The sequence below is a fragment of the Kitasatospora sp. NPDC059327 genome (genome assembly GCF_042752535.1).
In the GTDB taxonomy this organism is placed as follows: Bacteria; Actinomycetota; Actinomycetes; order Streptomycetales; family Streptomycetaceae; genus Kitasatospora.
The window spans coordinates 21,432-33,803 of sequence record NZ_JBHYYB010000041.1 but is presented as its reverse complement, the minus strand read 5'-3'; the positions used below and the strand labels follow the sequence as shown (position 1 = coordinate 33,803).

10 protein-coding genes are annotated in these 12,372 nt (G+C 68.7%); 1 reads left to right on the top strand and 9 read right to left on the bottom strand.

Features of this window, described 5'->3' with window-relative positions:
* The first annotated feature begins 195 nt into the window (after positions 1-195).
* The gene (locus ACFXHB_RS24075; RefSeq protein WP_380576669.1) at positions 196-1,905 is read left to right on the top strand and encodes an ABC transporter family substrate-binding protein; all 1,710 of its coding nucleotides are present in this window, start codon (positions 196-198) and stop codon (positions 1,903-1,905) included.
* A 73-nt stretch (positions 1,906-1,978) separates the two neighbouring features.
* Here the strand turns inward: ACFXHB_RS24075 and ACFXHB_RS24070 are convergent, their stop codons facing one another.
* The 9 genes from ACFXHB_RS24070 to ACFXHB_RS24030 all read right to left on the bottom strand — a co-directional run bounded on the left by ACFXHB_RS24070 (position 1,979) and on the right by ACFXHB_RS24030 (position 12,297).
* Positions 1,979-2,998: an ABC transporter ATP-binding protein gene (locus tag ACFXHB_RS24070; RefSeq protein WP_380576668.1), complete on the bottom strand. Its 1,020-nt coding sequence runs from the start codon at positions 2,996-2,998 to the stop codon at positions 1,979-1,981.
* The gene (locus ACFXHB_RS24065; RefSeq protein ID WP_380576667.1) at positions 2,991-4,091 is read right to left on the bottom strand and encodes an ABC transporter ATP-binding protein; all 1,101 of its coding nucleotides are present in this window, start codon (positions 4,089-4,091) and stop codon (positions 2,991-2,993) included. Before ACFXHB_RS24065 ends, ACFXHB_RS24070 begins: the two co-directional genes overlap by 8 nt.
* 15 nt (positions 4,092-4,106) lie before the next feature.
* Positions 4,107-5,099: an ABC transporter permease gene (locus ACFXHB_RS24060; RefSeq protein WP_380576666.1), complete on the bottom strand. Its 993-nt coding sequence runs from the start codon at positions 5,097-5,099 to the stop codon at positions 4,107-4,109.
* Positions 5,092-6,036, bottom strand: coding sequence for an ABC transporter permease (locus ACFXHB_RS24055; RefSeq protein ID WP_380576665.1), 945 nt, complete (start codon positions 6,034-6,036; stop codon positions 5,092-5,094). The genes ACFXHB_RS24060 and ACFXHB_RS24055 overlap by 8 nt, the downstream gene beginning before the upstream one ends.
* 93 nt (positions 6,037-6,129) lie before the next feature.
* Complete coding sequence (locus ACFXHB_RS24050; RefSeq protein WP_380576664.1) at positions 6,130-7,779, bottom strand: ABC transporter substrate-binding protein; 1,650 nt, start codon at positions 7,777-7,779, stop codon at positions 6,130-6,132.
* 412 nt (positions 7,780-8,191) lie between these two features.
* Positions 8,192-9,322, bottom strand: a complete 1,131-nt coding sequence (locus ACFXHB_RS24045; RefSeq protein WP_380576663.1) for an ABC transporter ATP-binding protein — start codon at positions 9,320-9,322, stop codon at positions 8,192-8,194.
* Positions 9,315-10,364 (bottom strand): ABC transporter ATP-binding protein, encoded by a 1,050-nt coding sequence (locus tag ACFXHB_RS24040; RefSeq protein WP_380576662.1) that lies wholly within the window; start codon positions 10,362-10,364, stop codon positions 9,315-9,317. Before ACFXHB_RS24040 ends, ACFXHB_RS24045 begins: the two co-directional genes overlap by 8 nt.
* Positions 10,365-10,379: 15 nt before the next feature.
* Positions 10,380-11,294: an ABC transporter permease gene (locus ACFXHB_RS24035; RefSeq protein WP_380576705.1), complete on the bottom strand. Its 915-nt coding sequence runs from the start codon at positions 11,292-11,294 to the stop codon at positions 10,380-10,382.
* Between the two features lie 76 nt (positions 11,295-11,370).
* Positions 11,371-12,297 carry an ABC transporter permease gene (locus tag ACFXHB_RS24030; protein ID WP_380576661.1) on the bottom strand — a complete coding sequence of 309 codons (927 nt, stop codon included), beginning with the start codon at positions 12,295-12,297 and terminating at the stop codon, positions 11,371-11,373.
* Positions 12,298-12,372: the final 75 nt, after the last annotated feature.

Below are 12,372 nucleotides of genomic sequence, written 5' to 3'. Positions count from 1 at the left end.
TGTCCCCGCCCGATTGTCATTTACCCCCCCCCCCCCGGCCGCCCCCCCCGGCCGGGGGGGGGGGGGGGGGTCCCCTAACCCCCGTGGGGGGGGCGGGGCCGGGGCCCCCCCCCTCGACAACTCACTCCCCCGGTCAGCAAGATGTGACGCCGTACCACCCGTCACATCCTTCACATCCGTACCGGGAGAAGCATCATGGGCCGCCTCACCTCACGCCGCACGGCCCTGCTCGCCGGCCTCACCGCCGTCTCGCTCTCGCTGACCCTCTGCGCGTGCGGCTCCGGTACGCGTGGCGCCGGAGCGCTCCCCACCCCGCTCGAAACGCCCAAGCTCACCGCGATCGACATCAATCCGCACGACCGGGCCGAGCTGCGCCAGGGTGGCACCCTGCGGGTCGCCGTCGCCCAGTACTCCACCCAGTGGTCGCCGATCCACACCGACGGCAGCGAGTCCTCCACGATCACCGTCACCAAGCCGCTGCTGCCGACCTTCTTCCGCTCCGACGCCGCCGGCACCCAGAGCATCAACCCGGCCTACCTCCAGGACGCCCGCTCCGAGTTCAGGGACGGCCACCAGGTCGTCACCTGGACGCTCAACCCGAAGGCGAAGTGGTCCGACGGCACCCCGCTCGGCTGGCGCGACATCGAGGCCAACTGGCGCGCGCTGAACGGGAAGGACCCGGCCTTCAAGGCCTCCAGCAGCACCGGCTTCGAGCTGGTCTCGTCGGTCGAGAGGGGCAAGGACGAGTTCCAGGCCGTGATGACCTTCGACCGGCCCTTCTCCGAGTGGCAGTCGATGTTCAACGGCGCCGCCAACGCCCCGCTGCTGCCCGCCGCCCGGATCGCCACCCCGGAGCTGTTCAACACCGCCTACCTGGACGCGATACCGGTCACCGCGGGCCCGTTCAAGGTGGAGAAGCTCGACCGGGCGACGCAGACCGTCACCCTGGTCGCCGACCCCGCCTGGTGGGGCGAGAAGCCGCTGCTGGACCGCATCGTCTTCCGCGCGATGGTGCCCAACACGATGGCGGCCGCCTTCGCCAAGGGTGAGGTCGACCTCTTCAACAACGGCCCCGACGTGGCCGGCTACCAGCTCATCAGGAGCACCAAGGGCGCCGCCGTGCGCCGCGCCGGCGGGCCCGACTTCCGCCAGTTCACGCTGAACAGCACGAGCCCCGTCCTGACCGACCCGGCCGTCCGGCAGGCCCTGTTCCAGGCGATCAACCGGGACGCCATCACCCGCTCCGACCTCAGCGGCCTGGACTGGCCCACCGTCACCCTCAACAACCACCTGCTGGTGGCCAACCAGAACGCCTACCGGGACAACTCCCTCGGCCTCAGCCGCTACGACCCGGCCGACGCGGTCCACAAGCTGGAGGCGGCCGGGTGGAAGCTCGACGGCGACGTCCGCAAGAAGGACGGCCGGGAGCTGAACCTGCGGATGGTCATCCCGGCCGGCGTCACCCAGGCCCAGAACGAGGCCGCCGTCACCACCCGGACGCTCAAGGACGTCGGCGTCAAGGTCACCACGGTGACCGCCGCCGCCAACGAGTTCTTCGACAAGTACGTCAACCGGCACGACTTCGACATCGCCGCCTACTCGCTGCTCGGCACGCCGTTCCCGGCCAGCGGCAACCGGGCCAACTTCGCCCAGAACGGCGGCACCAACCACTCCCGGACCGGCAGCGCCGCCGCCGACGCCGCCCTCGACCGGGCGGCCGCCGCGACCGACGCGGCCGGCACCTTCGAGGCCATCAACCAGGCGGACGGCGAGCTGTGGAAGGTGGCCGGGGTCCTGCCGCTGTACCAGCGCCCGCAGCTGTACGGCGCCCGCGCCGACCTGGCCAACATCGGCGCCCAGGGGCTGTCCGACATCGTCTGGGAGAACGTCGCCTTCCAGAGGTGAACCGGCCCGACCCCCGGGACGCGCCGGTGCCCCGGGGTCGGTCCGACCCCGGGGCACCGGCCGCACCGCGCGGTCAGCCCGCGCCGATCACGTCCCGCACCTCGGCGAAGTGGCAGGCCGACTCGTGGGCGGCCGGGCCGCTCAGCGTGGCCGGCACCGCCAGCAGCGGGACTTCGGTGGAGCAGCGCTCCTCCGCCTTCCAGCAGCGGGTGCGGAACCGGCAGCCGGACGGCGGGTTCGCCGGCGACGGCAGGTCACCGCTGAGCAGGATCCGTTCGCGGGCCTCCCGGCCGGTCGGGTCCGGCACCGGCACCGCGGAGAGCAGCGCCTGGGTGTACGGGTGCGTCGGGTGGGAGTAGATCTCGTCCTCCGTGCCGATCTCGACCATCTTGCCCAGGTACATCACGCCGACCCGGTCGGAGATGTGCCGGACGATCGAGAGGTCGTGCGCGATGAACATGTACGACAGCTCGAACTCGCTCTGCAGTTGCTCCAGCAGGTTGATCACCTGGGCCTGGACCGAGACGTCCAGCGCGGAGACCGGCTCGTCGCAGATGATCAGCTCCGGCTTGAGCGCGAGCCCGCGGGCGATGCCGATCCGCTGGCGCTGGCCGCCGGAGAACTGGTGCGGGTACCGGTTGATGTACTCCGGGTTGAGACCCACGACGTCCAACAGGTCCTGGACGGCCTGGCGGCGGTCGCCCTTGGGAGCCACCTCGGGGTGGATTTCGAAGGGCTCGCCGATGATGTCGCCCACCGTCATCCGCGGGTTGAGCGAGGTGTACGGGTCCTGGAACACCATCTGGATGTTCCGGCGGACCGCCTTCAGCCCCGCGCCGGAGAGCCGGGTGATGTCCTCGCCCTTGAACAGCACCTGGCCGGAGGTCGCCCGCTCCAGGTTCATCAGCACCTTGGCGAGCGTGGACTTGCCGCAGCCGGACTCCCCCACGATGCCGAGCGTCTCGCCCTTCATCAGGTCGAAGGAGATGCCGTCGACCGCCTTCACCGCGCCGACCTGCTTCTTGAGGACGATCCCCTGCGTCAGCGGGTAGTACTTGACCAGGTCCCTGACCTCCAGGATGGGCTCAGCCATGGAGGGTCTCCTTCCAGAAGTGGCAGGCGCTGCGGCGGCCCGGCAGGTCGGCCCCGTCGGCGTCCAGCACCGGCACCAGTCGCGGGAGTTCATCGCGGCAGCGGTCCGTCGCCCGGTCGCAGCGCGGGTTGAACGCGCAGCCCTCGGGGATCCGCAGCAGGCTCGGCGGCAGACCCTGGATGGCGTAGAGGTTCTGGCCCTTCTGGTCCAGCCGGGGGATCGAGCGGAGCAGGCCCTTGGTGTACGGGTGCGCCGGTCGCGCGTACAGCTCGTGCACCGGGGCGGTCTCGACGATCCGGCCGGCGTACATCACGGCGATCTTGTCCGCGACGTCGGCCACCACGCCGAGGTCGTGGGTGATCAGGATCAGACCCATGTTGAACTCGGCCTGCAGCTCCGCCAGCAGGTCCATCACCTGGGCCTGGACCGTCACGTCCAGCGCCGTGGTCGGCTCGTCGGCGATGATCAGGTCCGGCTCCAGCGCCAGCGCCATGGCGATCATGATGCGCTGGCGCATACCGCCGGAGAACTGGTGCGGGTAGTCGCCCACCCGCTGCCTGGCGGCGGGGATGCGCACCCGCTCCATCAGCTCGACGGCCTTGTCCTTGGCCTCCTTGCGGGAGGCCCCCTGGTGCACCCGGAACATCTCGCCGAGCTGGTAGCCCACGCTGAGCACCGGGTTCAGCGAGGAGAGCGCGTCCTGGAAGATCATCGCGATCTTCCGGCCGCGCACCGCCCGCCGTGCCTTGGGGCTCATGGTGAGCAGGTCCTCGCCCCGGAACCGGATCGAGCCGGCGGTGATCTTGCCGGGCGGCATGTCCAGGATGCCCATGATCGCCTGCGCGGTCACCGACTTGCCCGAACCGGACTCGCCCAGCACCGCCAGGGTCTCCCCCGCCGACACCGAGTAGCTCACGCCGTTCACGGCCTTGGCCACGCCGTCCCGGGTGTGGAACTCGATGTGCAGGTCGTCGACCTCCAGCAGCGGCGTCCCGGGGACCAGGCTCTCCCGGCCGCCACCGATCACCTCCACCGCGTCCCGGCGCGGGGCGCCGTCCTTCGCCTGCTTCGACAGCTTCGTCGCGTCACTCATCGTCCGCGGCCCTCCTCAGCGCAGCTTCGGGTCGAGGGCGTCGCGCACCGCGTCGCCGAGCATGATGAACGCCAGCACGGTGATGCTCAGCACGATGGCCGGGAAGAGCAGCACGTGGGGCGCGGTCAGGAAGCGGGACTGCGCGTCACTGATCATCAGACCCCAGGAGATCGCCGGGGACTGGATGCCGATGCCGAGGTACGAGAGCGCCGCCTCGGCCCCGATGTAGACGCCCAGGTTGATGGTCGAGACCACGATCACCGGGGCGACCGCGTTCGGCAGGATGTGCCGGGAGACGATCCGTCCGGTGCCGGCGCCGAGCGCCTTGGCCGCGACCACGTAGTCGTTGTGCTTGTTGGAGAGCACCGCCGAGCGCATCAGCCGGTAGATCTGCGGCCAGCCGAGCACGGCCATCACCGCGGAGACCGTCCAGGCGTTGCCCTTGCCCCAGGTGGACATGATCAGCATGCCGCCGAGCAGCAGCGGGATGGCGAAGAAGATCTCGGTGACCCGGGAGAGCAGGCTGTCCCAGATCCCGCCGATCCAGCCGGCCCAGAGGCCGAGCGCACCGCCGACGGCGACCACCAGCGAGGTGGTCAGGATGCCCACGATGATCGAGTTGCGGGCGCCCCAGACGGTGCGGGTGTAGATGTCGCAGCCCTGGACGTCGAAGCCGAACCAGTGGTCGGCGCTGGGCCGCTTCAGCGAGTCGGCCAGGTTGCAGAAGCCCGCCGAGGTCGGGTCCCCCTCGGTGAACAGGTGCGGGGCGACGGCGAGCGCCACCATGAACAGCGCCAGGAACCCGCCGATCAGGAACAGCGGGTTGCGCCGCAGGTCGTACCAGGCGTCGGTCCACAGGCTGGCCACCCGCTCGTTGCCGGCCTTGCCGCCCTTGCCGCCCTTGGTGAGCGTCGCGGCTCCGGCGGCCGGCCCGCTCCCGGCCGATCCGGTTCCGGGCTGCCCGGGGATCGCCACCTTGGCGTCCTCGCTCTTCGTCGGCTCACTCATAGCGGATCCTCGGGTCCAGGACGGCGTACAGCAGGTCGACCACCAGGTTGGCGAACAGGTAGACGAGCACCAGAGCGCTCACGATGCCCACCACGATGGTGCGTTCCCGCAGGTAGACGGACTGGAAGAGCTGGTGTCCGACCCCGGGGATGTTGAAGATGCCCTCGGTGATGACCGCGCCGCCCATCAACCCGCCCAGGTCCATGCCCAGGAAGGTGACGATCGGGATCAGCGCGTTGCGCAGCCCGTGCCGGACGACCACCCGCAGCGGGCTGAGCCCCTTGGCGACCGCCGTGCGGACGTAGTCCGCCCGCATCACCTCGATCAGGCTGGTCCGGGTGAGCCGGGCGATGTACGCCAGCGAGGTGGAGGCGAGGACGTAGGCCGGCAGCAGATAGGACCGGAAGCCGGCGTCCTCGTTGAACGAGACCGGGAAGAAGTCGATCCCGTAGTCGGTGTTGAGCTTCACCCCGAGGATCAGTTGCAGGACGAAGCCGATCACGAAGACCGGGATCGAGATGACCATCAGGGTCGAGATCAGCACCACGTTGTCGATGAACTTGCCGCGCCGCAGGGCCGCGACCACACCCGCGGTGACACCCACCACCATCTCGATGACCAGCGCGGTCACCGCCAGGTTGATGGTGTACGGGAAGGCCGTCTTCATCACGTCCACGACCTGGTTGCCGCGGTAGTCCTCCCCGAAGTCACCCTTGAACAGGCCGACCAGGTAGTCCCAGTACTGGATGAAGAACGGGTCGTCCAGGTGGTAGCGGTCCCGCAGGACCGCGACGACGGCGGGGTCCTGCCGCTTCTCACCGGCCAGTGCCGTGATGGGGTCGCCAGGCAGCAGGAAGACCAGTGCGTAGATCAGGAACGTCGCGCCGAGGATCACAGGTATGGCCTGGATGATTCGGCGGACCACATAGCGGCCCATGCGGCCTCCTCGTGGTTCGGGGCACGCCTGTGCCGGGCGGCACGGGGGTTGCCCGCGCCGCCCGAACCGGCGTGCCGGTCAGATGGATGTCGGTCAGGCCAGTTCGACGTTGGCCAGGTCCATCTGTCCCTGGGCGTTGACGTTCACGTTCTTGACGGTCTTGGTGTAGGCCGCGGAGGACATGTAGGTGTACACCGGGATGTACGGCAGGTCCTTGATCAGGACGTCGTCGGCCTGCTGGTAGAGCTTGATGCCCTCGGCGTCGGTCTTGGCCGCGTCCGCCCGGGCCAGCAGGGACTCGAACTCCTCGTTGACGTAGCCGCCGTAGTTGGAGCCGTTGTCGATGGCGACCTTGGAGAAGATCGGCCGCAGGTAGTTCTCGATCGACGGGTAGTCCATCGACCAGGCCATGCGGAAGGCCCCGGAGTACTTGTGGTCGCCCAGCGCGGTGAGGATCGCGCCGAACTTCTCGAACGGCTTGAAGGTGACGTCGATCCCGAGGTTCGCCTTGAGCTGGTTGCCGACCGCCTCGATCCATTCCTTGTGGCCGCCGTCGGCGTTGTAGCCGATCTCCAGCGTGTTGCCGGGCAGGCCGCCGGCCTGGGTGAAGAGCTCCTTGGCCTTCGCCGGGTTGTACTTGGCGACGTCGCCCAGCGCGCCCTGGCGGTACCCGGGAATGATCGGGTTGATGAAGTCGTCGGCGGGCTTACGGGTGCCCGAGAAGATGGTCTTGGTGATCGATTCCCGGTCGATCGCCATCGAGATCGCCTTGCGGAGGTCCGCCTTGGCGAATGCCGGGTTCGTCGAGATCGGGAATCCGATGTAACCGACGCCGGAATCCGGCTTGTAGATGTAGCGGTCGCCGAACTCCTGGGCGACGGTCGCCATCGCCGAGATCGGCAGCTTGTCGGTGATCTGGATGTTGTTTGCCCGCAGGTCGTTGTAGGCGGTGTCCAGCTTGTCGTAAATCTTGAACGTGACGGAATCCAGCTTCGCCTTTCCGTCGGACGCCGGGAAGTTCTCGAACCGCTTCACCTTGATCTGCTTGTTGTGCTCCCACTTCCCGTCGATCTGGAACGCGCCGTTGCCGATCGGCGCGTCCTCGAAGGCCTTCGGGTCGGCGAAGAACGCCTTCGGGAGCGGGAAGAACGCGTTGTAGCCCAGCATGGTCTTGAACTGGGAGAACGGCGCCTTGAGGGTGACGGTGAAGGTCTTGTCGTCGACGACCGCGAGGCCCTTGAGCTTGTCGGCGGTGGGCTTCTTGTCCTTGCCCGGGGCCAGCTCGTCGGAGCCGAGGATCTTGTCGAAGAAGGGCAGTGCCTCCTGCGCGTTGTCCTGGTTGGCGCCGTAGTTCCAGGCGTCGACGAAGGACTGGGCGCTGACCTTCTCGCCGTTGTGGAAGGTGTAGCCGTCCTTCAGCTTGATCGTCCAGACGGTGGCGTCCTGGGTCTCGATCGACTCGGCGACCCGCAGCTTGGGCGAGTTGTCCTTGATGTCGTAGTCGACCAGGCCGGCGAAGATCGCGTTGAGCACCTCGGCGCCCTCGGACTCGGAGGTGTTCTGGGGCACCAGCCCGTGCTGCGGCTCACCCAGCTCGACGCTGATCGCGCCGCCCGTCTTGCCCGACCCGGCGCCGCTCGCCTCGCTGGAGGACTTCTTGTCCCCGCCGGTGCTGCAGGCGGAGATTGCGAGGGCGGTGCACGCCGCGAGCGCGGTCCAACGCATGGTCTTGGTGAGCCTCATTCAACTGCCTCTCGATTTAGGGGCTTACGAACGAACGGCGCCCCGCCAGTCGGTGTGCCGGGCATGGCGAGGGTCGACATCTCAGGGCCGATCCGCACAGTTGGCGAGGTGACCACTGATACGCGCAGAGCAACTATCGATCACCCGACCCCTCCGGCGGAATCCGCGCCACATCTCTTTTCAATTACATGCTCAGACCAAGTCGTGACAATGCTCGCCAAATTCCTGCATATCGCACGCGGAAGCCCGGACTCCGGTTTCCGAATACCGAACAATAAGTTCCGGTATTCGATGCTTTACGGAGCGTAATGATCATTTTCGGGGCCGGAATTCCGGCGTTTCCGCAGGACAACGCAAGGGCGCGCCCTCCGGATGGAGGACGCGCCCTTGGTGCGGGGTCAGCGCAACTGTGTCAACTGGATTCCGATGCGGGCGCCGCGCCGCCCTCGCGGCCCGGCCCGCCCTCGTCGGGCCCGCGCTCCGCCGCGAAGTGGCAGGCCGAGTCGTGCCGGGCGAGCCCGTCCAGCCAGGCCGGAGCGGCCAGCAGCGGCACCTCCGTGGCGCACCGCTCCCGGGCCTTCCAGCAGCGGGTGCGGAACCGGCAGCCGGACGGCGGGTTGGCCGGCGACGGCACGTCCCCGACGAGCACGATCCGGTCCCGCGACTCGCGCGCCGTCGGGTCCGGCACCGGCACCGCGGAGAGCAGCGCCTGGGTGTACGGATGCGTCGCGTGGTCGTAGATCTCCAGGTCGGAGCCGATCTCGACCATCCGGCCGAGGTACATCACGCCGACCCGGTCGGAGATGTGCCGGACGATCGAGAGGTCGTGCGCGATGAACATGTACGAGAGGTTGAACTCGCCCTGGAGCTGCTCCAGCAGGTTGATCACCTGGGCCTGGACCGAGACGTCCAGCGCGGAGACCGGCTCGTCGCAGATGATCACCTCCGGCTTGAGCGCCAGCCCCCGGGCGATGCCGATCCGCTGGCGCTGGCCCCCCGAGAACTGGTGCGGGTACCGGTTGATGTACTCCGGGTTCAGGCCGACCACGTCCAGCAGGTCCTGCACGGCCCGGCGGCGGTCGCCCTTCGGTGCCACGTCGGAGTGGATCTCGTACGGCTCGCCGATGATGTCGCCGACCGTCATCCGCGGGTTGAGCGAGGTGTACGGGTCCTGGAACACCATCTGGATGTTCCGGCGGACCGCCTTCAGCCCCGCGCCGGACAGCCGGGAGATCTCCTCCCCCTTGTAGCGCACCGACCCGCCGGTGGCCGGCTCCAGGTTCATCAGCACCTTGGCCAGCGTGGACTTGCCGCAGCCGGACTCCCCCACGATGCCGAGCGTCTCGCCCTGCATCAGGTCGAAGCTGACCCCGTCGACGGCCTTCACCGCGCCGACCTGCTTCTTGAAGACGATGCCCTTCGTCAGCGGGAAGTGCTTCACCAGGTCCCGGACTTCGAGGATCGGCTCGCCGCGCGGAACCTCCTGCGTGAACGCCACCTCCTGCGGCACCGCCGCCCCGAGCGGGCTGGCCCCGTCAGCCATGGAGGGTCTCCTTCCAGAAGAAGCAGGCGCTGCCCCGCCCGGGCAGCTCGGTGCCGTCGTCCGCGGTGACCTGGAACAGCTGCGGCACCTCGGCCCGGCAGATGTCCTGGGCCCGTGGGCAGCGCGGGTTGAAGGCACAACCGGTCGGGATCCGCAGCAGGTTGGGCGGCAGGCCCTTGATCGCGTAGAGCTCCTGGCCCTTCTGGTCCAGGCGCGGGATCGAGTCCAGCAGGCCCCTGGTGTACGGATGGGCCGGTCGCGCGTACAGCTCGTGCACCGGGGCGGTCTCGACGATCCGGCCGGCGTACATCACGGCGATCTTGTCCGCGACGTCGGCCACCACGCCGAGGTCGTGGGTGATCAGGATCAGACCCATGTGGAACTCGGCCTGCAGCTCCGCCAGCAGGTCCATCACCTGGGCCTGGACCGTCACGTCCAGCGCCGTGGTCGGCTCGTCGGCGATGATCAGGTCCGGCTCCAGCGCCAGCGCCATCGCGATCATGATGCGCTGGCGCATACCGCCGGAGAACTGGTGCGGATAGTCGTTGACCCGGTCCTTCGCCGCCGGGATGCGCACCCGGTCCATCAGGTCGACGGCCTTGGCCTTGGCCTCCTTGCGCGAGGTCCCGTGGTGCGCCCGGAACATCTCGCCGAGCTGGAACCCGACGCTCAGCACGGGGTTGAGCGAGGAGAGCGCGTCCTGGAAGATCATCGCGATCTTCTGGCCCCGGATCTTCCGCCGCTCCTCCTTGCCCATCGTCAGCATGTCCTGGCCCCGGAAGCGGATCTCCCCCTGGGGGATGCGGGCCGGGGGCATGTCCAGGATGCCCATGATCGCCTGCGCGGTCACCGACTTGCCCGAACCGGACTCCCCCAGCACCGCCAGGGTCTCCCCCGCGCGGACGCTGTAGTTGACCCCGTTGACCGCCTTCGCCACGCCGTCCCGGGTGACGAACTCCACGTGCAGGTCCCGGACGTCCAGCAGCGGCCCCTCGTAGGGCGCCTCCCGCTTCGGCTTGCCGGTGTCGACAGCTGTGGTCACGATGAGTCCCCTCGCTCAGCGAAGCTTCGGGTCGAGGGCGTCGCGCACCGCGTCGCCCAGCATGATGAAGGCCAGCACCGTGATCGACAGCGCCGCGGCCGGGAAGAACAGCACGTACGGGGCCGTCCGGATGACCTTCTGGGCGGAGGCGATGTCGATGCCCCAGGAGATGGTCGGGTCCTGCAGGCCGATGCCGAGGAAGCTCAGCGTGGCCTCGGTCGCGATGTAACCGCCCAGCGCGATGGTGGCGACGACGATCACCGGGGCGAGCGCGTTCGGCAGGATGTGCCGGAACATCAGCCGCCCGGTCCCCGCGCCGAGCGCTCGGCCCGCCACCACGTAGTCCGACTGTTTGACGGTCAGGACGGCGCCGCGCATGACACGCGCGATCTGCGTCCAGCCGAGCACCGCGAGGGCGATCACCACGCTCCACACCGTGCGGGCGGAGAAGGCGCCCAGCAGGACCAGTGCGCCGAGCAGCAGCGGGATGCCGAAGAAGATGTCGACGATCCGGGAGATCACGGCATCCACCGCGCCGCCGAAGTACCCGGCGACCATCCCGGTCAGCCCGCCGAGCAGGGTGACCCCCAGGGTCACGAAGATGCCGACGGTGATCGAGGCGCGGGCCCCGTAGACCACCCGGGCGTAGATGGACCGGCCCTGGCCGTCGTAGCCGAACCAGCCGGCGCCGAAGAAGTCCGTCCAGTCCGGGCGCTTCAGGAAGTCGTTGACCAGATCGGCCTTGCGGGGGTTGGCGTCGGTGAACGCCCAGGGGAAGATCGACATCACGATCAGCAGCACGATCAGCAGGGCCGAGATCAGGAAGATCGGCCTCCGCCGCAGGTCCCGCCAGGCATCGCCCCAGAGGCTGCGGGCTTCCTCCCGCTTGGCCGGGTCGCCCTCGACCAGGGTCTCCTGCTCGACCGCCATGCCCTGCTCGCCGGCGTAGTCGAGGTGGTCGACCCCCGGCGCCGGATGCGGCTTGAACTCGCCCTCGTCACGCAGGTCAGGCATAGCGGATCCTCGGGTCCAGGACCGCGTAGAGCAGGTCGACGATCAGGGAGGCGACCAGGTAGACGATCACCAGGACGGTCACGATGCCGACCACGGTGGGGCCCTCCTTCTGGTTGATCGCCCGGTACAGCACGTTGCCGATGCCCTGGACGTTGAAAATGCCCTCGGTGACGATCGCGCCGCCCATCAGCGCGCCGAGGTCGGTCCCGAGGAAGGTGACCACCGGGATCAGCGAATTGCGCAGCAGGTGGCGCGTGATGACGGTCCGCCGGGGCAGGCCCTTGGCCACCGCGGTGCGCATGTAGTCGGCCCGCAGGTTCTCCCCGATCGACGTCCGGGTGAGCCGGGCGACGTAGGCGAGGGAGAGCGAACCCAGCACGATCGCGGGCAGGATCAGCTGGGAGAGGTCCGTGGAGTCCTGGACGGTCGGGGTGACCCAGCCCAGATTGGTCGCGAAGATCGTCTGGGCGATGTACGCCAGGACGAACACCGGGATCGAGATCACCACCAGGGTCAGGACCAGCACCAGGGTGTCCTGGACGCTGCCGCGCTTGAGGCCGGCGATCAGACCGAGCGTCAGCCCGACGACCAGCTCGAACGCGAAGGCCATCAGGGCCAGCCGGATGGTGACCGGGAAGGCGTCCGCCATGATGTCGGTGACCGAGCGGCCGGTGAAACTCACCCCGAAGTCACCCTGGAAGAGGTTCCCCATGTAGTGCAGGTACTGCTTCCAGAGCGGCTGGTCGAGGTAGTACTTGTGCTTCAGGTTGGCCACCACCGCCGGGTCGGCGGCCTTGTCCCCGAACAGCGCGGCGACCGGGTCCCCCGGCAGCGTGTAGACCATCAGGAAGATCAGGAATGTGGATCCGAAGAACACCGGGATCATCTGCAGCACCCGCCGCAGCACATAACTTCCCATCCGAGCCTCCTTCCTAGGTGACTGGTCGGCCCCTGACCGGGTGCGGAGGGCCGTCGGGCCGAGTGCCCGGGCCCC